Here is a 25,241-nt window from a genome sequence, read left to right as displayed (position 1 = left end):
ATGACAGGCATGCCCTCCTCCCCCGACATCGCCGAGCTCAGCTACGAGCAGGCCCGCGACGAGCTCGTGCGCGTGGTCGCCGAACTCGAGCAGGGTTCGGCGACGCTCGAGCAGTCGCTCGCGCTGTGGGAGCGTGGCGAGGCCCTCGCGGCGCGCTGCGAGGAGTGGCTGATCGGCGCGAAAGCCCGGCTCGACGCCGCCCGCGCCGGGGCATCCGCCGCGGCGTCCTCGTCCGATGCGGAGGGCGAGGCCTGATGGCCGAGCGCGCCCAGCGGGTCGTCGCGGAGCTCGGCCGCCCTGAGACGCCGGAGGAGACCGCCGCCCGCAAGGCCGAGAACTCCCGCAAGCACCGCCAGCGCCAGACGCTGCGCAACCTCGTGCTCGCGCTCGTCGCGAGCCTCGGCCTGATGCTCTTCATCGTGCTCATCGTGCCGCGCAGCAACACGGCGATCGAGCGCGACGTCGACGTGCCCGCCGTGGCCGAACAGGTGCAGGCCGCGTTCTCGAACGATCTCGCCGTCCCGGTGCTGCCCGAGGGCTGGCGCGCGAACGCCGCCGAGATCCGCACCAGCAAGGCCGACCAGGTCACCGCCTGGTACGTCGGCTACCTCACGCCCGGCGACGAGTACATCGGCATGTCGCAGGCGGTCGGGGCGAACCCGAGCTGGGTGTCGACCCAGCTCGCCCGTACCCTGCCGGTCGGCACGACCGAGATCGCCGGCGTCGACTGGACCGTGTACGACAACCGCACGAGCGACGCCGATGTCGGCAACGCGCAGTACGGGCTCGTCACCGAGGCCGGCGAGCAGACCATCATCCTGATCGGCAGCGCCTCGCCCGAGGAGTTCGCCGAGCTGGCCACGGCGATCGCGCCGACCATCACGGCGCACGGCGCCGCCGGCACCGAGTGACCGAGCCGGCGACCGCCGCCGAACGAGAGGATCCCTCCGTGACGAGCTCCAGCCCGAAGACGCCCGCCGACACCTGGCGGGAGCTGCGCGACGGTAACGCCCGCTTCGTGTCCGGCGCCCCGATGCATCCGCGCCAGGACGTCGAGCGCCGCGCGTCGCTCGCGCACGCCCAGCGCCCCCTCGTCGCGATCTTCGGCTGCAGCGACTCGCGCCTCGCCGCCGAGATCATCTTCGACGTCGGCCTCGGCGACGCCTTCGTCGTGCGGAACGCGGGGCAGGTCGTCTCCGACTCGGCGCTCGGCTCGCTCGAGTACGCGGTGGGTGTGCTGAACGTGCCGCTCGTGCTCGTGCTCGCCCACGACGAGTGCGGCGCCGTGCGCGCCGCGATCGACTCGCAGGCCGCCGACGCGGCACCGCTGCCCTCGTACATCGGCGGACTGGTGTCGAAGATCGTCCCGGCCGTGCGCAAGGTCGCCGGGATCGGGCCGGATGCCCCGCTCGAGCCCGCACGCATCGACGCCGGCTACGTCGGCCGCGAGCACCTGCGCAACACCGTCACCGGCCTCGTCGAGTCCTCCGAGATGATCAGCGACGCGATCGCAGCGGGTACGCTGGCTATCGTCGGCGCGAACTACCGGCTCCTCGAGGGCCGCGTCGAGACCGACATCGTCGTCGGCGCGGTCTGACCGCCGACGCCAGCCGCCAGCCGGGCCCCGCCGGAGCGTCCGGCATCGCCGATCGAAAGGGAAACACATCGTGGTGGACAACGCCGCCGACTACCGCATCGAGCACGACACGATGGGTGAGGTGAGGGTCCCCGCGAAGGCCCTGTACCGCGCCCAGACGCAGCGCGCCGTCGAGAACTTCCCGATCTCCGGCAGCGGCCTCGAGCCCGCGCAGATCGCCGCGCTCGCCCGCATCAAGAAGTCGGCCGCCCAGGCCAACGCGAAGCTCGGCGTGCTCGAGCAGGACCTCGCCGAGGCGATCGTCGCCGCGGCCGACGAGGTCATCGCCGGCCGCCACGGCTTCGTCGAGCACTTCCCGGTCGACGTCTACCAGACCGGCTCGGGCACGAGCTCGAACATGAACATGAACGAGGTGCTCGCCACCCTGGCGACCGAGAAGCTCGGCCGCCCGGTGCACCCGAACGACCACATCAACGCCTCGCAGTCCTCGAACGACGTGTTCCCGACCTCGGTGCACATCGCCGTCACGGCCGCCCTCATCGACGAGCTGATCCCCTCGCTCGACCACCTCGCCGTCGCCCTCGAGGCGAAGGCCACCGAGTGGGCCGGCGTCGTGAAGGCCGGCCGCACGCACCTGATGGACGCGACCCCGGTCACCCTCGGCCAGGAGTTCGGCGGCTACGCCCGCCAGATCCGGCTCGGCATCGAGCGCGTGCGCACGGCGCTCCCCCGCGTCGCCGAGGTCCCGCTCGGCGGCACCGCCGTCGGCACGGGCATCAACACCCCCGCCGGCTTCCCGCAGCTCGTCATCGAGCTCCTCCAGCAGGAGACCGAGCTGCCGATCACCGAGGCCGCCGACCACTTCGAGGCGCAGGCGAACCGTGACGGCCTCGTCGATGCCTCGGGGGCGCTCCGCACCATCGCGGTGAGCCTCACGAAGATCTGCAACGACCTGCGCTGGATGGGCTCCGGCCCGAACACCGGTCTCGGCGAACTGCACATCCCCGACCTGCAGCCGGGCTCCTCGATCATGCCTGGCAAGGTCAACCCCGTCGTCCCGGAGGCCGTGCTCATGGTCTGCGCCCGGGTCATCGGCAACGACGCGACGGTCGCGTGGGGCGGCGCCTCGGGATCGTTCGAGCTCAACGTGCAGATCCCGGTCATGGGCACCGCGCTGCTCGAGTCGATCCGACTGCTCTCGAACTCGGTGCGCGTGCTCGCCGACAAGACCGTCGACGGGCTGCAGGCGAACGTCGAGCGTGCGACCGCACTGGCCGGCATGTCGCCGTCGATCGTGACGCCGCTGAACAAGCTCATCGGCTACGAGGCCGCCGCGAAGATCGCGAAGCACTCGGTGGCCAAGGGCATCACGGTGCGCGAGGCCGTCATCGACCTCGGCTACGTGGAGCGCGGCGAGCTGAGCGAGGCCCAGCTCGACGAGGCCCTCGACCTGCTCTCGATGACGCGCCCGCCGCAGGCGAAGTAGCGTTCAGCAGACGGATGCCCCGTGCCGCACCTCGGCACGGGGCATCCGTCGTTCCGGCACGCCACTGGCCGGGCGGCCGCCCGGGGAGGAGATTCGCGCGGGGTCGGAGCGGCCTGCTCAGGAAGCGGATGCCTCGATCGGCGCCGTGGTGTGCGGGATGATCCGCAGGCACGCCGCGACGCCCGCCACTGTGGCCGCCGCGGTCAGCACGGACCCGCTGACCGCGGCATCCGCGCCGGAGGTCAGGAACGCGTCGGCGAGCGACATGCCGAGACTGAAGCCCGCGACGAACACCCCGAAGCCGAGCGCGGCGAGCCCGGCGAGGGCCGTGCGGGCCACCCGGCGCTCGTCGAGGTTGCGCAGCAGTCCGCGGTTGCCGAAGATCGCGACCGCGAGGAGCACCAGGACGAGCGGCACCCAGCCCGCCGCCCAGACGAGCACGAACCCGACGCCGATCGCCGGGACCTCGCCGCGAGCCGCCAGTTCGGCGTAGATCTCGCGCAGCTCGAGTCCCGGCACCTTCGCCAGCGGGTTCCACACGACGAGGTGCACGGTCGCGACGACGAGTGCGACGAGGAGCGTCGTCGCGGCGAGCAGAGCCGAGCGCCGGGTGCCGATCCCCGCGGGGACCCCGGGAATCGTCCGCCGGAGGGCGGGTTCCCGAGCGATCGGCCAGGCGAGCGCCACCGCGGTCACGGCGATGCCGGCGCACAGCCCGAGCACCATCGCGAAGCTGAGCGCGAGGAGTCCGAGCAGGAGCGCGGTCGTCAGCGCGCCCGCGACGGCGATGCCGACGGCGAGCGTCCAGCCGAGCACCGCGCTCCGGACGGGCAGCAGCACCCGGATGCCGGTCGTCGCGGCGGTCGCGCCGAACGCCGCGGCGGCGAGGGCGAGCCCGGCCGACCCGATCGTGATCAGGCCCGCCGTCGCGGGTGGGAAGGCGCTCCCCGGGATGAGCTGTCCCCCGACGACGAGCACCAGCGCCGCCGCGAACCACGCCGCCGCCCACCGCAACCGGCGGAAGCCCAGCGCCGCCGGCGTCAGCCCGAACGCCGCGGGCGAACGCGGCGTGCCGAGGGCGGTGACGTACGCCCCGCGGACGATCGCACCGCGGGGCACCTCGAGCTCCTGGGCGTCGCGGAGCGAACCGAGCCACTCCTCGCGGTACCGTGCCCGGAGCGTGTCGGGCAGGAGCAGCACGGCACCCCCCACCCAGCGCTCGGCGCTCACGCGAGCCCCCCGCCGGGGTGCGCGACGCCGCTCGCCGCACGCACGGCCGACGTGGCTCGTCGGCTCGCGACTCGATGTGCGATCGCGCGCGACGCCGCTGTTCGACCGGTGTCGGTGAGCCGGTACAAGCGACGCCGCGGCCCGGGCCGGTCGGTGTCGGTTTCCCACTCGGACTCGAGCCATCCGGCCCGTTCGAGCCGTTCGAGCACCGGGTACACCGTGCCCGCTGGACGCCCGGAGTGCTTGACCACGGCGAGGCCCCAGCTCGGTTCATCTGCGCCGAGCAGCGACTCGAGCACGTCGACGGTGGCGTCGGTGATACGGAGGGACGACATGTCCAAACTCTAGCTATATCGAGATAGCACATCAACGCCCAATGAATAGCTGCATCGAGGTGGCCGAGGCGCGCAGCGGAGTAGCGTGGGGGCATGGATCACGGAGGCACGCCCGTCACCGACCGCACCGAGCTCGAAGCGCTCGTCGGCACACCACTGCCCGCCGCGAAGGCGAAGGAGCGGACCCGGTTGCACGCGATCGACCGGGCGTTCCTCGCGGCATCCCCGCTGTGCTTCATCGCGACGGCGGATGCCTCGGGCGCCGCCGACGTCTCCCCCAAGGGCGACCCGGCCGGATTCGCGCTCGCGCTCGACGACGCGACGCTCGCGATCCCCGAGCGCCCGGGCAACCGGCGCGCGGACGGCTTCCACAACGTGCTCGAGAATCCGAACGTCGGTCTCGTCTTCGTCATCCCCGGCCGTGGCGACACGCTGCGGGTGAACGGGCGGGCGCGCGTCCTGCGCGACGTGCCGTACGCGGAACGGATGGCCGTGCGCGGGCACGTGCCGACGCTCGTGCTCGAGGTCGCCGTCGAGCAGGTGTTCTTCCACTGCTCGAAGGCGTTCCTCCGCTCGAAGACCTGGGATGCCGCCAGCTGGTCGCCCGACGCCGCGCCCCGCCGGGCCGTCATCGCGCAGGCGCTCGAACGGCCCGAGGAGTCCGTCGAAGCGCTCGAGGAGTACTACGGCCCGAGTTACGCCGAGCGCATGTACTGAGTCCGGCGGCCGCCGCCGCGCGCCGACCCGGCACGGGAAGCGGCCCGGGGCCGAAGCCCCGGGCCGCTCGGCTCGCGACACCCCTACGCGAGCTCGTTGCCGTCGAGCATCTCCGAGACGAGCGCCGCGATGGCGCTGCGCTCGCTGCGGGTCAGCGTGATGTGGCCGAACAGCGCGTGCCCCTTCAGCGTCTCGATCACCGAGGCGACGCCATCGTGCCGGCCCACCCGCAGGTTGTCCCGCTGGGCGACGTCGTGGGTCATCACGACCCGCGAGTTCTGACCGATCCGGCTGAGCACGGTGAGCAGCACGTTCCGTTCGAGCGACTGCGCCTCGTCGACGATCACGAAGGCGTCGTGCAGGGAGCGCCCTCGGATGTGCGTGAGCGGCAGCACCTCGAGGATGCCCCGCTCGACGACCTCGTCGAGCACGTTCTGCGAGACGAGGGCGCCGAGCGTGTCGAACACCGCCTGCCCCCAGGGGTTCATCTTCTCGCCCTGGTCGCCGGGTAGATAGCCGAGTTCCTGGCCGCCGACGGCGTAGAGCGGGCGGAACACCATGATCTTCTTGTGCTGCTGGCGCTCGAGCACCGCCTCGAGCCCGGCGCAGAGCGCGAGCGCCGACTTGCCGGTGCCGGCCCGCCCGCCGAGCGAGAGGATGCCGACCTCCGAGTCGAGCAGCAGGTCGATCGCGAGCCGCTGTTCCGCGGAACGTCCGTGCACGCCGAACACCTCGCGGTCGCCGCGGACGAGCCGCACCTCGCGCTCCCCCACGACCCGGCCGAGCGCCGAGCCGCGGTCCGAATGCAGCACGAGGCCGGTGTTGATCGGCATCCCCTCGACCGTGCTCGTCGTGAGCGTCTCGCGCTCGTAGAGCCGGGCCATGTCGTTCGAGCCGAGCGAGATCTCGGCCATGCCGCTCCAGCCGGAGTCGATGGCGAGCTCGTGCCGGTACTCCTGCGCGTCGAGGCCGATCGAGGCAGCCTTCACGCGGAGCGGCAGATCCTTGGAGACCACCGTCACCGGCACCCCGTCGGCCTGCAGGTTCGCCGCGCAGGCGAGGATGCGGGAGTCGTTGTCGCCGAGCTGGAGGCCGCTCGGCAGCACCGCCGGGTTCGAGTGGTTCAGCTCGACGCGGAGGGAGCCGCCTTCGCCGACCGGGATCGGGAAGTCGAGCCGCTCGTGCTCGATCCGCAGCTCGTCGAGGAGTCGGAGCGACTGCCTCGCGAAGTAGCCGATCTCGGGGTCGTTGCGCTTCGCCTCGAGCTCGGTGATGACCACCACCGGCAGCACCACCGCGTGTTCGTGGAAGTTGAAGAGGGCGCGCGGATCGCTCAGCAGCACCGAGGTGTCGAGGACGTACGTGCGCTCGGCCTGCGCGAGCTCGTCGCGCACCGCCCCCGCCTCGCGCGCCTTCGCACGCCCAGCGGAACGACCGACCGATTCAGGAGTAACCGATGACGCCACAACCGCTCCCGCCCCGAGCATTTCGCTCGGATCACGCGCCGGCCGGCGATCCTCCTACGAGCGGTCACGAGCCGACTCGAACAGGTGATTTACCCGTTGAGGTGAAGCTACGACCGTTTCGTGGGAACCCCGGAAGCGACACGCGGGCGGATGTCGGCGTTCACCTTCGCGCGCCGCCGCCACGGCCGCTGCCACCCCCGCTGCCGCCCCCTTTCACAACTCAGGAAGCATCGAATCGGCATCCGCATCGATCCAGGGATGCCGCGACGCCACGTCTGCCATAACCGGCACATGTTCCTGAGTTGTGTGGGGTGAGAGGGGGGTCAGTAGCTGGCGGCGGTGGCGTAGGAGACGAGGGCGTCGCGCAGCATGCCGAGCGTCTCCTCCGTGGTTCCGGCGTGCACGCTCAGCCGCACCCGCCCCTGCCGGCTCGTCGCGGTGACACCGTGATTGTGCAGCGAGGCGGAGAGGATGGTCGCCTGCTCGGCCGGCGGCTCGAGCACGACGATGCCGGCGCGCTCGTGCTCGTCGCGCGACGACGAGACGGCGATCGCGAACTCGTCGGCGAGCTCGATCACGCGGCTCACGCGGTCCGCCACCGCGGCGTTCACCTGCGGCACGCCGACGCGGGCGATCTCCTCGAGCGCGGCCGCGAAGCGCGCCTCGGCGATCGGATCGGGGTTCGTCACCCGGAACGCCCGCGCCGACGAGGCCGGCGGCGGCACCTCGCCCCACGGCTCGTCCTCCTCCGTGCCGGTGAAGCCGGAGAACACCGGGGTCAACCGGTCGAGCGCCCGCTCGCTGAGCGCCAGGAAGCCGGTCCCCCAGCCCGCACGGCACCACTTCTGGCCCCCGGTCGCGACGACGTCGGCGAGCGCCCACGGGGCGTCGACGACGCCGAAGCCCTGGATCGCGTCGACGATGAGGAGACGGTCGCCGATCACCTGTCGGATGCCCTCGAGATCGCACAGGTAACCGGTGCGGGAGTCCACAAGGCTCACCGCGACGGCCTTCACGCTCGGGTCGAGCTGTTCGCGGATGCGGGCCGGCGTGACCTTGCCGTGGTCGGTCTCGAGCCACACCGGCGTGATGACGTGCAGCGCCTCCTGCGCGCGCGCCGCCGCGATCGGAAGGCTCGGGAACTCGCCGGCCGACAGCAGCACCCCGCCCGTGAGCCCGAACATCGCGTGCATGAGGCCCTGGCTCGTGTTCGGCTGCGCCACGATCTGCTCGCTCGGCAGCCCGAGGAGGACGGATGCCGCGGCGCGCAGCCGGACGTCCTGCTCGCGCATGACGTCGAGACTGCCGTGCCGGGCACGGGCGAGCACCTGCGCGAGCGCGAGCGTCTCCTCCGCCGCGACCGAGGAGATCGGGCCGATCCGACCGTAGTCGAGATAGCCCGGCTCCTCCGTGAATCCGGCGGTGTAGTCCTCGATGCTCATGGGCCCCTTCCTCGAGTCCAGCACTGAGGATAGCGCTCGGCGGGCGAACAGCGCTCGTACCGACCGCCCGGCCGGATCAGCCGCCGAAGCGCCGATGCCGTTTGGCGTAGTCGCGGAGCGCGCGCAGGAAGTCGACCTTGCGGAGGTCCGGGCCGAGCGCCTCGACGAAGTAGAACTCGCTGTGCGCCGACTGCCACAGCATGAAATCGCTGAGCCGCTGCTCGCCCGAGGTGCGGATCACGAGGTCGGGGTCGGGCTGGCCGCCGGTGTAGAGGTGCTCGCCGATGAGATCGGGCGTCAGCCGCTCGGCCAGGTCTTCGAGGCTGCGGCCCTCGGCGTGGTGCGCGGCGACGATGGCCCGCATCGCATCGGTGATCTCCGTGCGGCCGCCGTAGCCGACCGCGAGGTTCACGTGCAGGCCACGCTTGTCGATCGTGCGGTGCTCGGCGGCGTCGAGCGCGGCGACGAGTGGATCGGGCAGGCCCGCGTCGCTGCCGACGTGCTGCACCCGCCAGTCGCGGTAGTGGCTGAGCTCCTCGGCGAGCTCGGCGATGATCTCGATGAGGTCGGCCAGCTCGTCGGGGGCGCGGTTGCTGAGGTTGTCGCTCGAGAGCAGATAGAGCGTCACCACGCGGATGCCGAGATCGTCGCACCACTCGAGGAACTCGCGCATCTTCGCGGCACCGGCCCGGTGGCCGTGCGCGGCGGTGTCGTAGCCGAGCTGCTTCGCCCAGCGCCGGTTGCCGTCGATGATCATCGCGACGTGCCGCGGCACCGCACCGGGACCGAGGCCCCGTTGCAGGCGCCGTTGATACATCCGGTAGAGGAGACCGCGACCCAGGGACCGATCGCTGTTCTGCACCCGACTACGCTACCCCCACCCGGGGCCGACACTCACAGCGGATCGTGATGGCCGAGGTCCTACGCTTGGGACATGACCCCCACGGACGCGCGCGAACCAGAAGACGTCGCCGAGCGGCTGGAGCATCCGGCCGCCGAGCTCGACGCCTCGGACGCCGCGGTCGCCCGCGACGAGCACCGCGGTCCCGAACTGCCGAACATCCCGCTCCTCGACGCCTCGCCCGCCAATCCGGCCGAGCTGAAGCCCAGCTGGCGCGGCTGGATCCACGCGGGCACCTTCCCGGTCACGATCGCGGCGGGCATCGTGCTCATCTCGCTCGCCCACGGTGCCCCGGCGAAGTGGGCCTCGGCCGTGTTCGTGCTGACCTCGATGCTGCTGTTCGGCAACTCGGCGCTCTACCATCGCTTCGACTGGAAGCCGCGCACGAAGATCATCCTGAAGCGCATCGACCACGCGAACATCTTCCTGCTCATCGCGGGCACCTACACGCCGCTCTCCGTGCTGGCGCTGCCGCCCGAGAAGGGCTTCGTGCTGCTCGCCGTGGTCTGGAGCGGGGCACTGCTCGGCATCGGCTTCCGCGTGTTCTGGATCACGGCACCGCGCTGGCTCTACGTCCCCATCTACCTGCTGCTCGGCTGGGCGGCGGTGATGTACCTCGGCGACCTGCTCGCGGCGAGCGTCGCGATGATGGTGCTCGTGATCGTCGGCGGCGTGCTCTACACGATCGGCGCGGTCGTGTACGGGCTGAAGCGTCCGAACCCGTGGCCCGGGCACTTCGGCTTCCACGAGATCTTCCACGTGTGCACCGTGCTGGCGTTCATGTGCCACTGGACGGCGACCCTGCTGATCGCGCTCGCACCGGCGTACAACGCGGGCTGACGGGGCGATCGCGACGACGCGGTCAGTCGCGCTCGCGATAAGTCGCGCTCGCGGTCAGTCGCGCTTCGGGGCGGGAGGCTCGGACTCCTGCACCGGCTCGGCCGCGGTGTCCGCCGCCCCGGCGCCGGCTGCCCCGTCGGTCTCGGAGTCGCCGGCGCCCTCGGCCTCCGCCTGCTCCTCGGCGTCGAGCTGCTCCTGCACCTGCGCGCGGTAGTTCGTGCGGCGGATGCGTCGAGTCATGTCGAGGATGAGCAGCAGCACCGCCACCGCCACGAGGAACGTCACGGCGAAGCCGATGACGCCGGGCGTGACCGTGTTCGGGTCGAACTCCTCCTTCTCGGCCGCGTCGACGACGGCGGAGAGCGCGGAAACGGCGGAGGACAGGAGCATCGGGTTCCCTTCAGGGGGCGGCGTTAGGCTGGATGCAGCCTAGTCGATCCACCTCGAAGGAGCCCGAGTGAGCCCTGCCGACGCCGCGGCATCCGCGCCGAGCGACGAACAGTCGCCAGCCGATGCCGACACCCCCGCGGCGCCCTCCGAGGCGATCGAGGCCCGCTACGGGCGCACCAAGCGCGCCCGCTCGCGCGACCGCCTGCTGCTCGTGCTCGGCGGGGTCGCCGTCGCGATCGTGCTCGTCGCCTGGGTCGTGTGGGCCGGGCTCGACGGCAGCAAGCCGCAGATCCAGGCGACCGACATCGGCCATGTGCTCCAGCCCGACGAGCGCGCCGTCGAGGTGACGTGGCAGCTCTCGGTCCCCGCGGGCAACGAGACGGCGTGCATCGTGCAGGCGTTCAACGAGGACTTCACGGTGGTCGGCTGGAAGGTCGTCGAGATCCCCGCATCCGACAAGCCGATCCGCGAGTTCACCGAGACCGTCCGCACCGCGCAGGAGGCGAACACCGGTTTGATCAACCGGTGCTGGCTCACCTAACATTGGAGATTCGCTCCGGCATCCGCCGGGGCGACACGTCTATTCCGGACGCAGTTCCGAACAGGAGTGTGCACCATGGCGCAGGACGCCACCGTCACCTGGCTGACCCAGGAGGCCTACGACCGGCTCGCCGGTGAGCTCGAACATCTCTCCACGCACGGTCGCGAGGAGATCGCCAAGCGCATCGAGGCGGCGCGCGAAGAGGGCGACCTCAAGGAGAACGGCGGCTACCACGCCGCGAAGGACGAGCAGGGCAAGCAGGAGGCGCGCATCCGCCAGCTGACCGAGCTGCTGAAGCACGCGGAGGTGGGCGAGGCGCCCGCGTCGAAGGGCATCGTGGAGTCCGGCACCGTCATCACCGCCGTGATCGCCGGCGACGAGGAGACCTTCCTCATCGGCAGCCGCGAGATCGCCGGCGACTCCGAGCTCGACGTGTTCAGCGAGCAGTCCCCCCTGGGTGCCGCCATCCTCGGCCTGAAGGTCGGCGAGAAGACCAGCTACGAGGCGCCGAACGGCCGCGAGATCGCGGTCGAGATCGTCCGCGTCGAGACCTGGGGCGGCGAGTAGCCGACCGGTCCGCGAGACGAACGGATGCCCCGGGCGATCGCCCGGGGCATCCTGCGTCTGCGGCGGTCGCGCGCGGCGACCCTCGTCAGTCGTCGAGGACGACGGGCGCGTAGCCCGCGCTGCGGAGCACCTCGACCACCTGGGTGCGGTGCTCGGGACCGCGCGTCTCCACCGAGATGTCGATCTCGACCTCCGAGATCTGCAAGCCCCGGCCGTGGCGAGTGTGCAGGACCTCGACGACATTCGCGTGCGAGCCGGCCAGAAGCTCCGCGATGCGGAGGAGCTGGCCGGGGCGGTCCGGCAGGCCGACGCGCACCGTCAGGTAGCGGCCCGAAGCGGCGAGACCGTGCGAGATGACGCGCTGCATGAGCAGCGGGTCGATGTTGCCGCCGGAGAGCATCGCGACGACGGGCCCGTCGGACTGCACCGCGCCGGTGATGAGCGCGGCCACCGAGACGGCGCCGGCCGGCTCGACGACGAGCTTCGCCCGCTCGAGCAGCACCAGCAGGGCCCGCGCGATGTCGTCCTCGCCGACGGTGACGACCTCGTCGACCGTCTCCCGGATGATGCGGAAGTTCAGCTCGCCCGGGCGGTAGACGGCGATGCCGTCGGCGATCGTCGGCAGCACGGGCACCTGCATCGGCTCCCCCGCCTCGATCGACACGGGATACGGCGCGGCGTTCGCCGCCTGGACGCCGACGACGCGGATGGTGCGCCCCTCCGCCGCGGCGCGCTGCTTGGCGGCGCTCGCGATGCCCGCGGCGAGCCCGCCGCCACCGATTGGCACCACGATCGTCGCGGCGTCGGGCACCTGGTCGAGGATCTCGAGGCCGAGCGTGCCCTGCCCGGCGACGACGTCCGGGTGGTCGAACGGCGGGATGAGCACGGCTCCGGTGCGCTCGGCGTACTCGATCGAGGCCTGCTGGGTCTCGCCGAACGACGCGCCGGCGAGCATGACGTCGGCCCCGTAGGCGCGCGTCGCCTCGAGCTTCGGCAGCGCGACGCCGACCGGCATGAAGATCGTCGCCTTGATGCCGAGCTCGCGGGCGGCGAACGCGACGCCCTGCGCGTGATTGCCGGCGGACGAGGCGACGACGCCGCGCTCACGCTCCTCCGGGCTCAGGTTGGCGATGCGGTGGTAGGCGCCGCGGAGCTTGTAGGACCCGGTGCGCTGCAGGTTCTCGCACTTCAGGTGCACGGGGACGCCGACGACGCGGGCGAGGTAGCGGGAGGACTCCATCGGAGTCTCGCGGGCGACGCCGGCGACGATCTCGCGGGCGCGCTCGAAGTCGGCGAGCCCGGGGCCGGGGAAGCTGTTGGTCACGGGGTGGGTTCTCCTCGTTGGAAGCCGGGACGCTGCGGGACGGTGCGCCAGAGGGGGGAGGTCGCGTCGGAGGCCGAGGGCGGACTGCCGCGCTTCCAGTCGCCCTTCGCGATGTACGCGATCATGACGTTCGCGACCGCGGCGATCGGCACCGCGAAGAGGGCGCCCGGGATGCCGGCGAGCAGGGACCCCGTCGCGACGGCGATCACGACACCGAGCGGGTGCACCTTGACGGCCGTGCCCATGATGAGCGGCTGGAGCACGTGCCCCTCGACCTGCTGCACGAGGAGCACGACGCCGAGCATGATGAGCGCGATCACCCAGCCGTTGTAGACGAGGGCGACGAAGACGGCGAGGGCGCCCGTGGCCACCGCGCCGACGATGGGGATGAACGAGCCGAGGAAGACCAGCACCGCGATCGGGATGGCGAGCGGCACGCCGAGCAGCAGCGCGCCGAGGCCGATGCCGACCGCGTCGATCGTCGCGACGAGGATCTGCACCTTCACGAAGTTCTGCAGCGTGGTCCAGCCGGAACGGCCGGCCCCGTCGATCGCGGCGCGCCCGCGGCGCGGGAAGATGCCGACGAGCCAGTTCCAGATGCCGCGTCCGTCGATGAGGATGAACAGCGTCGCGAAGAGGGCGAGCAGCATGCCGGCGAGGAAGTGCCCGAAGCTCGAGCCGACCGAGAGCGCGCCGCTCCACAGCACGCCGGAGTCCTCCTGGATCGCGGTCAGCGCCTGCCCGACCCAGTCGTTCAGCTGCGTCTCGGTGATGTGGAACGGACCCTCGAGGAGCCAGACCTTGAGGTCTTCCCAGGCGGTCAGCGACTGCGCGGCGAGCTCGTCGGAGCCGCGCGCGATCTGCCAGATGCCGAGCGTCAGCAGGCCGCCGACGACGGCGAGCATCGCGACCATGGCGGTGGCGACCGACAGCCACTTCGGCCACCGGTGGCGCTGCAGGAACTGACTGAAGGGGACGAGGAGCGCGGAGAGCAGCACCGCGACGAGCAGCGGGATGACGATGAGCCTCAGCTGGATGACGAGGAAGATCACCACCGCGATCACGGCGCCGACGAGGAGCAGTCGCCAGGACCAGGCGCCGGCGAGGCGCATGCCGTACGGCACGCCGTCGTCCGCCTCACGGCAGTCCGGCGGCGCCTGCGTCGTCGCTTCGACCTCACCCGGCCTCGGCCGACGTCGGAACCTGCCTCGAGCCCGCCCCTTCGAGTCCTCCATCGCTCCAGTCTAAATGCGGCCCATTCCGGAGCCGGCATGCGAGATCGGTGCCGGCCGGCCGACGCAGCGCCGGCAGGCGGATGTCGGCGGCGGGCGATAGCCTCCGCCACATGGTCGATACCGTCAGCCCCGCCCTCGCCCGGCGCATCGCGCTCGCCGCCCAGGGCATCGGCAAGCCGGTCTTCGAGCCCGCCGAGGCCGCCGGTGCTCGGGCGGTCGGCGGGGTGGTCGACCGGCTCGGGCTGCTGCAGATCGACTCCGTCAACGTCTTCGAGCGCAGCCATTACCTCCCGGCGTTCAGCCGGCTCGGCCACTACGACCGCGGGGCCCTCGACCGACTCACTTACGGCCGGCGCGGGCGCACCCTCGAGTACTGGGCGCACCAGGCCGCGTTCATCCCGCGACGGCTCTGGCCGCTCTTCGAGTTCCGTCGGGCGGAGTACCGCGACCGCGGCGAGGACTGGGGCGGCTGGGTCGCCGACGACCGGGGCCTCGCCGGCTGGCTGCGGTCCGAGCTCGCGGCCAAGGGCCCGCTGCGGGCGAGCGAGATCGAGCACGACGCGAACGAGCGGCGCGGGCCGTGGTGGGGCTGGTCCGACGTCAAGCGCACCCTCGAGATGATGTTCCGCACGGGCGACGTCGTCTGCGTCGAGCGGCGGCGCTTCGAGCGCGTCTACGCGCTGCCCGAGCAGGCGCTGCCGGGCGAGCTGCTCGACGCCGCGCCGCCCGAGCCCGAGGCGGTGCGCGAGCTCGTCGCGCTCGCGGCATCCGCTCTGGGCATCGCGACCGAGGCCGACCTCGCCGATTACTGGCGCATGAAGCGTGCGCCGGTCCGACGCGCGATCGACGAGCTCCGCGACGCGGGCGTCCTGGTGCCGGTCGAGGTGCCCGGCTGGCGCACCGGCACGAAGCCGACGCCCACCTGGTTGCACCGCGACGCCCGCCGCCCGCGCCGGGTCGAGGCGACCGCCCTGCTGTCGCCCTTCGACCCCGTGGTGTGGTTCCGGCCCCGCACCGAGCGCCTCTTCGACTTCCACTACCGCATCGAGATCTACACACCGGAGCCGCAGCGCGTGTTCGGCTACTACAGCCTGCCCCTCCTCGTCGACGACCGCCTCGTCGGTCGCGTCGATCTGAAGAGCGACCGGCAGGCCGGCGTGCTCCGAGTGCAGTCCGCCTGGGCGGAGCCCGGCGCCCCGGCCGAGGCGGCCGAACGACTGGTGCCCGTGCTGCGCCGCGCGGCGGCCTGGCAGGGGCTCGACGACGTCGCGGTGACCGGGCGTGGCGAGCTCTCCCCCGCGATCGCCGCGGCGCTCCGCCGGGCTTGAACAGCTGGGCCGACTCGTTCGAGGCATCCACACGTCATCGTGCGTCTTGCAATAGTGTGTGACGCACAGTACTGTGTGTGCCATGAGCACAGACGATCTCACCGCCGGCCACCTGCAGGAGCTGCGTCGCGGCACCGTCGTGCTCGCCTGCCTCATCCGCCTCCGCACCGCCGACTACGGCTACGCCCTGCTCGAATCGCTGAACGCGCTCGGTATCACGGTCGACGCGAACACCCTCTATCCCCTGCTCCGGCGGCTCGAGAAGCAGGGGCTGCTCACGAGCGAGTGGAACACCGACGAGGCGAGGCCCCGCAAGTTCTACCGCACGAGCCCGGCGGGCGAGCGTCTCGCTGAAGCGCTCACCGGCGACTGGAAACTCATCGACGCGGCGCTCGCGCGCCTGACGGGAGACGACTCATGACTGCCACGCTGACCGACCGCTACGTCTGGGCGGCTGCCCGTAGCGTGCCCGACGCCCAGCGGCGCGACCTCGAGCGCGAGCTTCGCGAGCGCATCGGCGACGAGACCGACGCACTGCTCGAGCAGGGCGCCTCGCCCGACGATGCCGAGCGCGCGGTGCTCACCGAGCTCGGCGATCCGGTCGCGCTCGCCGCCGGATACGTCGACCGCCCGCTGCAGCTCATCGGGCCGCGCTACTACCTCACCTGGTGGCGGCTGTTGAAACTGCTGCTCGTGCTCGTGGTGCCGATCGCCGCCGTCGGGGTCGCCCTCGGCAAAGCGATCTCCGGAGCCCCCGTCGGCGACGTGATCGGCTCGGCGGTCGTCGTGTCGCTCTCGGTCGTCGTGCACCTGGGGTTCTGGACGACGCTCGTCTTCGCCGTGCTCGAGCGCACCCCCACCGCCGAGGGCAAACGCGGCATCGACTCGTTGTGGACGCTCGACCAGCTGCCCGCGACCATCGAGCCGGCCCGCACCTCCCGGCTCGCCGAGCTGATCGCCGCCGTGTTCTTCCTCCTCGTGTTCGCGGCGTTCCTCGTCTGGCAGCAGTTCGGCCTCCCCTGGGTGCCCCAGCTCGAAGCGGTGCCGCTCCTCGACCCCGCGCTGTGGAGCTTCTGGCTGCCCTATTTCATCGGCATCATCGGGCTCGAGATCCTCTTCGCCGTCGCGATCTTCCTGCTCGGCTGGACCTGGTGGCTCGCCGTCGTGAACGTGCTGCTGAACGTCGCGTTCACGGTGCCCGCCCTCTGGCTGCTCGTCGAGGGACGGCTGGTCAACCCCGCGGCGCTCGACGCGATGGGCTGGCCCTGGGGCGATGCCGGACCCATCGTGGTGACCGTCACGGTCGTGACGATCGTGGGCGTGGCGCTCGCCGACGTCATCGACGGTTTCGTGAAGACCTGGCGGGCCGGCCGAGCACGCCGCGCGGCCGCCTGAGCGGTCCGGCCCCTTCCAAGCGACTTGCCCGACTTTCATGAAAGTCGGGCAAGTCGCTGTGGGGAGCGAGCGGCTACTTGGGCTGCATGCGGATGGCGCCGTCGAGTCGGATCGTCTCGCCGTTCAGCATCGGGTTGCGCACGATCGCGCGCACCAGGTCCGCGTACTCGGCCGGGGAGCCGAGCCGGGAGGGATGAGGCACCTGGGCCCCGAGCGAGTCCTGAACCTCCTGCGGCATCCCCGCCATCATCGGCGTCTCGAAGATGCCGGGGGCGATCGTGACGACCCGGATGAGCAGCTTCGAGAGGTCACGGGCCAGCGGCAGCGTCATGGCGGCGACGCCGCCCTTCGACGCCGAGTAGGCGGCCTGCCCGATCTGCCCGTCGAAGGCGGCGACCGAGGCGGTGTTCACGATCACGCCGCGCTCCGGGGTCGCCGGGCCGCCCTCGACCCCCGCGGTGGCCGGCTCGGTCTGCGCCATCGCAGCGGCGGCGAGCCGGGTCACGTTGAAGGTGCCGACGAGGTTCACGCGGATGGTCCGCTCGAAGACATCGAGGGGGGCCGGCCCCTCGCGACCGACCGTGCGATTGCCGGTGGCGATGCCGGCGCAGTTCACGGCCACGCGCAGCGGGCCGAGCGCGCTCGCCGCCTCGACCGCGGCCTGCACCTGCGCCTCGTCCGCGACGTCGGCGGCGACGAACTGCGCCGCGGCGCCGAGCTCGGCGGCGGTCTCCTCACCCCGGGGGCCGGGCAGATCGACGAGCACGACGGACGCGCCTCCGTCGACGAGTGCGCGCGCGGTCGCCCGGCCGAGGCCGGAAGCCGCTCCGGTGACGATGGCGGAGGTGCCGGTCAGTTCCATTGCAGGAGAATCCCTTCGTCGTGTGCCGATGGGGCGACGGCGACCCGCCGCCCGGCGCGGTCGGCGTTCACGACGCCGTCCGCTCGATGATCATCGCGTTCGCCATCCCGCCGCCCTCGCACATCGTCTGGAGCCCGTAGCGGCCGCCGCTCGCCTCGAGCTGGTTCACGAGCGTGGTGAGCAGGCGCGTGCCCGAGGAGCCGAGCGCGTGCCCGAGCGCGATCGCTCCCCCGCGCGGGTTGAGCTTCGCCGGGTCGGCGCCGGTGTCCGCCAGCCAGGCGAGCGGCACCGAGGCGAACGCCTCGTTGACCTCGTAGGCGTCGATGTCGTCGTGGCCGAGCCCCGCTCGTTCGAGCACGCGAGCCGTGGCGGGGATGACGCCGGTGAGCATCGTCATGGGATCGCTGCCGACGACGATCGAGCTGTGGAACCGGGCGCGCGGTGGCAGACCCAGCCGTTCCGCCGCGGCCCGGCTCATGATGAGCGCGGCCGAGGCGCCGTCGCTGAGCGGCGAAGAGCTGCCCGCGATGATGCGCCAGTCGAGCTCGGGGAAGCGGGCGGCGAGCTCGTCGGTGCGGAAGGCCGCAGGCAGCCCGGCGAGCCCCTCGACGGTGGTGCCCGGTCGGACGGTCTCGTCGCTCAGGCGGTCGACGCCCGGCACCGGCACGAGCTCCGTGGCGAAGGCGCCGGACTCGGCCGCCGCGGCTGCGAGCTCGTGCGAACGCGCCGCGTAGGCGTCCAGGCGATCCCGGTCGAGGCCCCAGCGCACCGCGATGAGCTCCGCGGCGACGCCCTGGTTGACGAGGCCCTCCGGGTAACGGGCGCGCAGCCGTTCGCCGTGCGGGTCGGCCCCCTGCAGAGACGAGCCGAGCGGCACCCGGCTCATCGACTCCACGCCGCAGGCGATGACGATCTCGGCCTGCCCCGCGAGCACCGCCTGCGCGGCGAAGGCGACGGCCTGCTGGCTCGACCCGCACTGCCGGTCGATCGTGGTCGCCGGCACCGTGTCCGGGAACCCCGCGGCCAGCACCGCGCTGCGCGCGAGGTTCATCGACTGCTCGCCGACCTGGCTCACGCAGCCGGCGATGACGTCGTCGACGAGCGCGGGGTCGAGATCGTTGCGCCCGACGATCGCGTCGAGGACCCCCGCGAGGAGGTCGACCGGATGCACGGCCGAGAGCATCCCGCCGGGCTTGCCCCGCCCGACCGGAGTGCGCACGACGTCGACGATGACGGCTTCGGTGCTCATTCCCTCAGCCTACGTCGCGAACCCGCTCAGGGGACCGGAGCGATCTCGCGCTCGACGACCACCGGCACGCGCTCCGGGAGCACGACCGGGTGACTGCCCGCCATCGCCTCGATGACGCGGACCACCTGGCACGAGTAGCCGTACTCGTTGTCGTACCAGACGTACAGCACGACATCGGTGCCGTCGGCGATCGTCGCGAGCCCGTCGACGATGCCCGCACGGTTCGAGCCGACGAAGTCGGTCGACACGACCTCGGGCGACTCGATGTAGTCGATCTGCTGGCGCAGCGGCGAGGTCAGCGAGGTCTGCCGCAGGAAGCTGTTCAGGGTCGCCTTGTCGGTCGGCCGCTCGAGCTGCAGGTTCAGGATGGCGAGCGACACGTCCGGCGTCGGCACCCGGATCGCGGAGCCGGTGAGCTTGCCCTCGAGCTGCGGCAGCGCCTTCGACACGGCCTTGGCGGCGCCCGTCTCGGCGATGACCATGTTCAGCACCGCGGAGCGGCCGCGACGGTCGCCCTTGTGGAAGTTGTCGATGAGGTTCTGGTCGTTCGTGAAGGAGTGCACCGTCTCGACGTGGCCGCGGACGACGCCGTACGCCTCGTCGATCGCCGCGAGCACCGGGGTGATCGCGTTCGTGGTGCACGAGGCGGCGGAGAGGATGCGGTCGCCCGGCTCGATCACCTCGTGGTTGATGCCGTGCACGATGTTCTTGATGGCGCCCTTGCCGGGGGCGGTGAGGAGCACGCGCGAGACCCCCGTCGAGCGCAGGTGCTGCTCGAGTCCGGCCTCGTCGCGCCAACGGCCGGTGTTGTCGACGACGATCGCGTCGCGGATGCCGTACGCGGTGTAGTCGATCGATGCCGGGTCGTCGGAGTAGATCACCTGGATGAGCGTGCCGTTCGCGAGGATCGTGTTCGCCTCCTCGTCGACCTCGATCGTGCCCTGGAACGGGCCGTGCACCGAGTCGCGACGGAGCAGGCTGGCCCGCTTCTGGAGGTCGTTGTCGCTGCCGCGGCGGACGACGATGGCGCGCAGGCGGAGGCCCTGGCCGCCGCCGGAGTGCGCGATGAGGATGCGGGCGAGCAGGCGCCCGATGCGACCGAAGCCGTAGAGCACGACATCGGTGCCTTCGGCCGGGGCGGCGTCGACGTCGACGAGCACGGGCGCGAGCTCCGCGCGCAGGAAGTCGGCGAGCGCGGCGGCGTCGTCGAGCTCGCCCGCGGCGTCGGCGTAGCGGGTGACGAGGCGGGCGACGTCGATCGAGGCCGGGCCGGGCGCGATGTCGCGGAGCGCCTCGAGCACGCGCATGGTGTCCTCGAGGTCGAGCTCGACGTCGCCGGCCTGGCGGGCGAAGCGGTGCGCCTTCAGCAGTTCGACGGCCGAGCGGTTGATGAGCCGCCGGCCGTGGATGCTCGTGACCACTCCGTGGTCTCGGTAGAGGCCGCCGATGAGCGGGATCATCCGCTCGGCGAGCTCCTCTCGGGCGATCCAGTCCTGACGTCGGGCTTCGAACTCGTGGCTCACGTTGCGTCCTTCTCGGTCGCGCGCGCACAGGTGGGCAGCGTCGACCGCACTCGAATACGGGGTGTCTGGGATTGTACGGACCCGCGGAGTGGGAAGGACTGGACGCGGCGGCACCTCGGCCCGCCCTCAGTGTACCGTGCGGCGAGCGTCGCTCAGTTCGCGCCGCGCGCGGCAGCGGACAGGCCATCCGTTCACCAGGCGGGCATGGCCGCGAGCATGGCCAGCATCGCGACGGCCATCAGCGGATGCCGCCACGCCGCGATGCCCGCCTCCTGACGACGGGCCCGCGGGAGGTGCCGGAACGCCGCCACGGCGAGCGCGAGCGCCGCGAGGAGGAGGAGCACCCCGAGCATCGGGCCGCCGTGCCCGCCGTGTCCGCCGTGGGCCGCCCCGCCCGGATCGGTGATGGCGGCCGCGCCGGGCACCGCCATCCCGAACCACATCGCCGCCATCACGAGGGTCGAGCCGGCGTGCCAGGCGAGCTCGCGACGGGCTGCCGGGGCGGTGCGACCGAGCAGCAGGCCGAGTGCGAGGAGCAGCAGGAGCGCGCCCCACGCGACCGGAGCGAGCACGGTGCCGGGCAGCAGCATGTCCACCGCGGAGACCGCCATCACGATCGCGGCGGGCACGACCCGCTTCGGCGCGGCGCGGCGCACGACGGCGAGGCCCGCGCAGACGCCGGACGCCGCCGTGAGCCCGAGGGCGGCGGCGATGAGGACGGGGGCGAGCACGTTCCGACGCTAGCGAGCGCCGGACCGCGGGCGCAGTGCCGCGGGCGCAGCGGGCTTGACCGGGAGTGCAGCGACGCCGGGAGTGCCCCGTTCCGGGGCGGGTGCCGCGCCCGCGGCGGCCTGCTAAGCTCGCCGCTACGGATCGTATACAACGCAGTCGCGTTCCGAGCACATCGAGGTGAACCCGTGCACAGCTCCCCCGCCGCTCGTCCCGAGCAAGGCCCCGTCTCGACCATCCTCGCGCGTGATTTCTCCGCCTTCCGCACCGCCGTGAGCGACGCCTTCGTGCCGCTGCAGGTGACGAGCGAGCACCCCGACCCGTTCCGCGGCATCATCCGCGCGGCGAACGTCGACGAGGTGCACGTGAGCGAAGTCCGGGCGACCGACCACGTCGTCGAGCGCACCCCCGAGCTCATCGCCCGCGGCGACCGCGGTTCGTTCAAGCTCAGCCTCATGCTCGCCGGCTCCGGCATCCTCATCCAGGACAACCGCGAGGCGGTGCTGCGCCCGGGCGACCTCGCCGTCTACGACACCAACCGGCCCTACTCGCTCGTCTTCGACGCTGAATTCCGCACCATGGTCGTGATGTTCCCGAAGCACCTGATCGACCTCCCCTCGGAGGTCGTCGGGCAGCTGACCGCCGTCCGCATGGCGGGCGACGAGGGGCTCGGCGCGCTCGTGGTGCCGTACCTCACGCAGCTCGCCGGCAACCTCGAACAGCTGCACGGCTCGGCCGGCGTCCGGCTCACCCACAGCGCCCTCGACCTCGTGACGACCGTGTTCGCCCGTGAGCTCGACCTCGACCGCGAGGGCGGCGACCCGCACCAGGCGCTCATGCAGCGCATCCGCGCGTACATCGACGAGAACCTCGCCTCGACCGAGCTCGGGCCCGCCTCCATCGCGGCCGCGCACTACATCTCCACCCGGCACCTGCACGGGCTCTTCCAGTCGCAGGGCACCACCGTGTCGACGTGGATCCGCACGCGGCGGCTCGAGCGCTGCCGCCGCGACCTGATGAACCCGCTCTACGCCGACCGCCCCGTCGCGGCGATCGCGGCGCGCTGGGGCTTCGTCGACGCCGCGCACTTCAGCCGCGCGTTCAAGGCCGCCTACGGGCACGCGCCGAGCGAGCTCCGCGCCCGCTGAGCCGTCCCCCGGGCTCGGGCTCGGGCTCCCGCCTCCGGCCGCCCAGCCGCCGCACCTCCCCAGGGTTGCCCAACTTTCATGAAAGTTGGGCAACCCTGGTTCGGGGTCAGGGTGCCGGCCGCTTGCCGCGGGCGGCATGCGGGTTGACCGCCCCGGCACGATCCATCGGGTCCCCTTGAGGCCCCGCCGGCCGCGTCCGAGCATGGCTCGAACGACGACCGGAAGGACGCAGCATGAGCGACACCACCGCCCCGGTGAAGGGCGAAGAGGACTGGCACAGCTACGACGAGTTCGCGGCGGGCATCGACACGTACCGACTGCCGAGCGGCTCGCTCGCCGGCCGCCGCGTCGGGCTCTCGCTCGACGACGGGAGCCGCCTCGAGCTCGCCTTCGACGACGGCACCGTGCGCTGGACCGGCGGCGGCGCCCTCGACCAGGATGCCCCCGCCGTCGACCCGTACGACGCGGTCGAGGTGCGCGCGGGCGTGCACTTCGTGACCCTCCCCCTCGAAAGCCGAGCGCGCGAGTCGCTCACGGTCGTGCTCTCCGCGCCGACGGGCCGCGCGATCGTCGTGCTGAGCCGCATCGCCGACGACGAGACGCCGGACGACGTGCCCCGGGTCGGCCAGTCGTTCTGGGCCGCGACGATCGACGGCGCCGAGCCGAGCGGCGAGGTCCCCGGCCCGAGCCGCGACCTCATCGGCAAGCGCAACGTCTACCGCTACAGCCCCGAGCATCTCTACGAGCACGTCTACGTGTCGAGCCTGCGCTACGCGTGGCAGTGCCTCGAGGGCGTGCAGCGCGGCCACGGCGACATGGACCTCTCGACCGTCTGGAAGCTCGACGACGGGCTGTACCTGTTCTGCTTCCGCGAGTTCCGGATCGCCGTCGCGAGCGTGTGGCTGCACGACCTCGGCTACCAGCTCATGACGACGGGCAACTTCCTCGGCCTCACGGGTGACGGCCGCAGCGAGCACTCCAAGGCCGGCGGGCACATCTACCCGCTCGGCTCGGTCGCCTACCCCGACGCGCAGCCGGTGTGACCGGGATGGGCAACGCGGAGATCATCCGGGCGCACTACGCGGCCTCCGACGCCGGGGACCTCGCGGGCATGCTCGCGCCGCTCGCGGACTCCGTTCGCTGGACGGAGGCCGCGGGCTTCCCGTACGCCGGCACCTACGTCGGCCCGCACGCGGTCGCCGAGCACGTGTTCGAGCGCATCCAGGCCGAGTGGGACGACTACACGCTCACGATCGACGAGCTCGTCGACGGCGGTGCGACCGTCGTCGGCATCGGCACCTACTCGGGCACCTACCGCGAGACGGGTCGCTTCTTCGTCGCCCGCGTCGCGCACGTCTGGCGACTGGAGGACGGCCGGGTGACCGGCTTCGAGCAGTTCACCGACACCGAGCTCGTGAACCGGGCCATCCGCCCCGCCTGAGCGGGCGACCCCCCGCAGCCGGGTGGCCCGATCCGTGCGGGGCGAGCCAGGCCGGCACGCGGCGTACGCGTCTTCCCGCTCAGGCAAGCGTCGTGCGCTGCACGGCATTCCAGCGCGCCGGGCGCCGCTGGAGACTGCAAGCCACGCACCAACGTCGCTCCGTGCCCGGATCGACGACGGATGCCGCGGTCCACTGCCGCGGCCATCGAGAGGCAGGATCCAATGAAGCATCACCTCCTCGGCGCGGCGGCGCTCGCCACCGCGACCGCGCTCGTGCTCGCCGGCTGCGCCGGCGGCGATGACGGCGGCGGCAGCGGCTCGCCCATCGTCGTCGGCTCCGTCAACACCAAGAGCGGCCCGGCGACCTTCCCCGAGGCGAGCCTCGCGGCCGCCGCGGTCTTCGACGCCTTCAACGAGGCCGGCGGGCTCGACGGACGGAAGATCGAGTACAAGTCCCTCGACGACAAGGGCGACCCGGCGAGCGCGTCCGCCGCTGCGCGCGAGATCGTCGGCAGCGACGAGGCCGTCGCCATGGTCGGCTCCGCGAGCCTCATCGAGTGCGAGATCAACGCCCAGTACTACGAGCAGGAGCAGATCCTCTCGATCCCCGGCATCGGCGTCGACACCGGCTGCTTCTCGACCCCGAACATCGCGCCCGCGAACGTCGGCCCCTTCAACGACATGACGCTGACGCTCTACTACGGCTCCGAGGTGCTCGGCCTCGACGACATCTGCGTGCTGCTCGAGATCGCCGGATCGACCCGGCCGACCTACCAGGCCGCCATCGATCGCTGGACCGAGGTCACCGGCAAGGAGCCGATCTACGTCGACGACACCGTGCCGTACGGCGCCTCGGACTACACGCCGTACATCGTCAAGGCGAAGGACGCGGGCTGCAAGGCCGTGGCCGTGAACCCCGTCGAGCCCGACGCGATCGGCCAGGTGAAGGCCGCCGCCGCCCAGGGCTGGGACGACGTGACCTGGCTCTACCTCACGAGCGTCTACAGCGAGAACTTCGCGAAGGCCGTCTCCGACGTCGGCGCGGGCGTCTACGTGCCCGCCGAGTTCTACCCCTTCACCGACGCCGAGAGCGACGTCAACCAGGAGTGGCGCGAGCTGATGGAGGCGAACGACATCCCGCTCACCTCGTTCAGCCAGGGCGGCTTCCTCGCGGCGAAGTACTTCATCGAGGTGCTCGAGGGCATGGACGGTGACATCACCCGCGAGACGGTGACGAAGGCGCTGCACGACATGAAGCCGATCGAGAACCCCATGGTCGGCACGCCGTGGGTGTTCGGCACCGCCGACGCGCACCACGACAACACCGCGGGCTGGCCCATCAAGCTGCTGAGCGGCACGAACGCGTGGGAGTCCAACGGGGACGACTGGATCGTGATCCCGGAGTGAGCCGAGCGCCGGGACCGGCCCTCCCCCCGGCCGGTCCCGCCGTTCGCTCCCCCGCCCCTCCCCGAACCCCGCAAGGAAGGAGCACGCC

At 72.0% G+C, this 25,241-nt stretch carries 27 protein-coding genes; 15 read left to right on the top strand and 12 right to left on the bottom strand.

The features are described 5' to 3' along the window. The 4 genes from M3147_RS02500 to M3147_RS02485 all read left to right on the top strand — a co-directional run bounded on the left by M3147_RS02500 (position 1) and on the right by M3147_RS02485 (position 3,083). Positions 1 to 255, top strand: coding sequence for an exodeoxyribonuclease VII small subunit (locus M3147_RS02500; protein WP_251201884.1), 255 nt, complete (start codon positions 1 to 3; stop codon positions 253 to 255). Further along, positions 255 to 911 (top strand): DUF4245 domain-containing protein, encoded by a 657-nt coding sequence (locus M3147_RS02495; protein ID WP_251201883.1) that lies wholly within the window; start codon positions 255 to 257, stop codon positions 909 to 911. The genes M3147_RS02500 and M3147_RS02495 overlap by 1 nt, the downstream gene beginning before the upstream one ends. A 38-nt stretch (positions 912 to 949) precedes the next feature. Continuing rightward, the gene (locus tag M3147_RS02490; RefSeq protein WP_251201882.1) at positions 950 to 1,597 is read left to right on the top strand and encodes a carbonic anhydrase; all 648 of its coding nucleotides are present in this window, start codon (positions 950 to 952) and stop codon (positions 1,595 to 1,597) included. Between the two features lie 70 nt (positions 1,598 to 1,667). Beyond that, a complete protein-coding gene (locus M3147_RS02485) occupies positions 1,668 to 3,083 on the top strand; it encodes a class II fumarate hydratase (RefSeq protein WP_308201036.1) in 1,416 nt (471 codons plus the stop codon). A 117-nt stretch (positions 3,084 to 3,200) separates the two neighbouring features. Here M3147_RS02485 and M3147_RS02480 read toward each other — a convergent pair whose 3' ends face one another. Beyond that, a complete protein-coding gene (locus M3147_RS02480) occupies positions 3,201 to 4,313 on the bottom strand; it encodes a hypothetical protein (protein ID WP_251201881.1) in 1,113 nt (370 codons plus the stop codon). Further along, positions 4,310 to 4,648 (bottom strand): PadR family transcriptional regulator, encoded by a 339-nt coding sequence (locus M3147_RS02475; RefSeq protein ID WP_251201880.1) that lies wholly within the window; start codon positions 4,646 to 4,648, stop codon positions 4,310 to 4,312. The genes M3147_RS02480 and M3147_RS02475 overlap by 4 nt, the downstream gene beginning before the upstream one ends. A 93-nt stretch (positions 4,649 to 4,741) precedes the next feature. Between M3147_RS02475 and M3147_RS02470 the strand changes: the two genes are divergently transcribed. Continuing rightward, positions 4,742 to 5,365 (top strand): pyridoxamine 5'-phosphate oxidase family protein, encoded by a 624-nt coding sequence (locus tag M3147_RS02470; protein WP_251201879.1) that lies wholly within the window; start codon positions 4,742 to 4,744, stop codon positions 5,363 to 5,365. A gap of 83 nt (positions 5,366 to 5,448) precedes the next feature. Here M3147_RS02470 and M3147_RS02465 read toward each other — a convergent pair whose 3' ends face one another. The 3 genes from M3147_RS02465 to M3147_RS02455 form a co-directional block, all read right to left on the bottom strand. Continuing rightward, positions 5,449 to 6,852 (bottom strand): PhoH family protein, encoded by a 1,404-nt coding sequence (locus M3147_RS02465; protein ID WP_251201878.1) that lies wholly within the window; start codon positions 6,850 to 6,852, stop codon positions 5,449 to 5,451. A 302-nt stretch (positions 6,853 to 7,154) separates the two neighbouring features. Further along, positions 7,155 to 8,273: an aminotransferase class V-fold PLP-dependent enzyme gene (locus M3147_RS02460; RefSeq protein WP_251201877.1), complete on the bottom strand. Its 1,119-nt coding sequence runs from the start codon at positions 8,271 to 8,273 to the stop codon at positions 7,155 to 7,157. Positions 8,274 to 8,349: 76 nt separating this feature from the next. After that, positions 8,350 to 9,135: an isoprenyl transferase gene (locus tag M3147_RS02455; protein WP_308201035.1), complete on the bottom strand. Its 786-nt coding sequence runs from the start codon at positions 9,133 to 9,135 to the stop codon at positions 8,350 to 8,352. Between the two features lie 72 nt (positions 9,136 to 9,207). On the opposite strand from M3147_RS02455, the gene trhA reads away from it, so the two are divergent. Further along, complete coding sequence (trhA, locus tag M3147_RS02450) at positions 9,208 to 10,014, top strand: PAQR family membrane homeostasis protein TrhA (RefSeq protein WP_251201876.1); 807 nt, start codon at positions 9,208 to 9,210, stop codon at positions 10,012 to 10,014. 54 nt (positions 10,015 to 10,068) lie between these two features. Here trhA and M3147_RS02445 read toward each other — a convergent pair whose 3' ends face one another. Further along, a complete protein-coding gene (locus tag M3147_RS02445) occupies positions 10,069 to 10,404 on the bottom strand; it encodes a hypothetical protein (protein WP_251201875.1) in 336 nt (111 codons plus the stop codon). A gap of 67 nt (positions 10,405 to 10,471) precedes the next feature. Here M3147_RS02445 and M3147_RS02440 point away from each other — a divergent pair, with 67 nt between their 5' ends. Then, positions 10,472 to 10,945: a DUF4307 domain-containing protein gene (locus M3147_RS02440; protein WP_251201874.1), complete on the top strand. Its 474-nt coding sequence runs from the start codon at positions 10,472 to 10,474 to the stop codon at positions 10,943 to 10,945. Positions 10,946 to 11,020: 75 nt separating this feature from the next. Further along, complete coding sequence (gene greA / locus M3147_RS02435) at positions 11,021 to 11,512, top strand: transcription elongation factor GreA (RefSeq protein ID WP_251201873.1); 492 nt, start codon at positions 11,021 to 11,023, stop codon at positions 11,510 to 11,512. Between the two features lie 85 nt (positions 11,513 to 11,597). Here greA and ilvA read toward each other — a convergent pair whose 3' ends face one another. Both ilvA and M3147_RS02425 read right to left on the bottom strand, forming a co-directional pair. Then, positions 11,598 to 12,836, bottom strand: coding sequence for a threonine ammonia-lyase (gene ilvA / locus M3147_RS02430; RefSeq protein WP_251201872.1), 1,239 nt, complete (start codon positions 12,834 to 12,836; stop codon positions 11,598 to 11,600). Further along, on the bottom strand, positions 12,833 to 14,071 hold the full coding sequence (locus tag M3147_RS02425) for an AI-2E family transporter (RefSeq protein WP_251201871.1): 1,239 nt from the start codon (positions 14,069 to 14,071) through the stop codon (positions 12,833 to 12,835). Before M3147_RS02425 ends, ilvA begins: the two co-directional genes overlap by 4 nt. Before the next feature lie 110 nt (positions 14,072 to 14,181). On the opposite strand from M3147_RS02425, the gene M3147_RS02420 reads away from it, so the two are divergent. The 3 genes from M3147_RS02420 to M3147_RS02410 all read left to right on the top strand — a co-directional run bounded on the left by M3147_RS02420 (position 14,182) and on the right by M3147_RS02410 (position 16,794). Next, a complete protein-coding gene (locus M3147_RS02420; protein ID WP_251201870.1) occupies positions 14,182 to 15,399 on the top strand; it encodes a winged helix-turn-helix domain-containing protein in 1,218 nt (405 codons plus the stop codon). Between the two features lie 82 nt (positions 15,400 to 15,481). After that, the gene (locus M3147_RS02415) at positions 15,482 to 15,820 is read left to right on the top strand and encodes a PadR family transcriptional regulator (protein WP_251201869.1); all 339 of its coding nucleotides are present in this window, start codon (positions 15,482 to 15,484) and stop codon (positions 15,818 to 15,820) included. Further along, positions 15,817 to 16,794 carry a permease prefix domain 1-containing protein gene (locus tag M3147_RS02410; RefSeq protein WP_251201868.1) on the top strand — a complete coding sequence of 326 codons (978 nt, stop codon included), beginning with the start codon at positions 15,817 to 15,819 and terminating at the stop codon, positions 16,792 to 16,794. The genes M3147_RS02415 and M3147_RS02410 overlap by 4 nt, the downstream gene beginning before the upstream one ends. A gap of 73 nt (positions 16,795 to 16,867) precedes the next feature. Here the strand turns inward: M3147_RS02410 and M3147_RS02405 are convergent, their stop codons facing one another. From M3147_RS02405 to M3147_RS02390, 4 genes are all read right to left on the bottom strand, one after another. Next, entirely contained in the window at positions 16,868 to 17,656 is a 789-nt protein-coding gene (locus tag M3147_RS02405; RefSeq protein WP_251201867.1) for an SDR family NAD(P)-dependent oxidoreductase, read from the bottom strand. 67 nt (positions 17,657 to 17,723) lie between these two features. After that, entirely contained in the window at positions 17,724 to 18,905 is a 1,182-nt protein-coding gene (locus M3147_RS02400) for a thiolase family protein (protein WP_251201866.1), read from the bottom strand. A 26-nt stretch (positions 18,906 to 18,931) separates the two neighbouring features. Next, complete coding sequence (locus M3147_RS02395) at positions 18,932 to 20,428, bottom strand: glyceraldehyde-3-phosphate dehydrogenase (RefSeq protein WP_308201034.1); 1,497 nt, start codon at positions 20,426 to 20,428, stop codon at positions 18,932 to 18,934. 191 nt (positions 20,429 to 20,619) lie between these two features. After that, on the bottom strand, positions 20,620 to 21,159 hold the full coding sequence (locus M3147_RS02390; RefSeq protein ID WP_251201865.1) for a DUF5134 domain-containing protein: 540 nt from the start codon (positions 21,157 to 21,159) through the stop codon (positions 20,620 to 20,622). Positions 21,160 to 21,345: 186 nt separating this feature from the next. On the opposite strand from M3147_RS02390, the gene M3147_RS02385 reads away from it, so the two are divergent. From M3147_RS02385 to M3147_RS02370, 4 genes are all read left to right on the top strand, one after another. Continuing rightward, on the top strand, positions 21,346 to 22,305 hold the full coding sequence (locus tag M3147_RS02385) for a helix-turn-helix domain-containing protein (RefSeq protein WP_251201864.1): 960 nt from the start codon (positions 21,346 to 21,348) through the stop codon (positions 22,303 to 22,305). Positions 22,306 to 22,538: 233 nt separating this feature from the next. Then, positions 22,539 to 23,348, top strand: a complete 810-nt coding sequence (locus tag M3147_RS02380; protein ID WP_251201863.1) for a MoaF C-terminal domain-containing protein — start codon at positions 22,539 to 22,541, stop codon at positions 23,346 to 23,348. Between the two features lie 5 nt (positions 23,349 to 23,353). After that, positions 23,354 to 23,746, top strand: a complete 393-nt coding sequence (locus tag M3147_RS02375) for a nuclear transport factor 2 family protein (RefSeq protein WP_251202137.1) — start codon at positions 23,354 to 23,356, stop codon at positions 23,744 to 23,746. Positions 23,747 to 23,968: 222 nt separating this feature from the next. Next, entirely contained in the window at positions 23,969 to 25,153 is a 1,185-nt protein-coding gene (locus tag M3147_RS02370) for an ABC transporter substrate-binding protein (RefSeq protein WP_251201862.1), read from the top strand. The last annotated feature ends 88 nt before the right edge of the window (positions 25,154 to 25,241 follow it).

The organism is Agromyces mediolanus (assembly GCF_023715325.1).
Taxonomy (GTDB): domain Bacteria; phylum Actinomycetota; class Actinomycetes; order Actinomycetales; family Microbacteriaceae; genus Agromyces; species Agromyces mediolanus_A.
The sequence above is the reverse complement of the archived record's forward strand: the minus strand, read 5'-3'. Positions and strand labels throughout refer to the sequence as shown.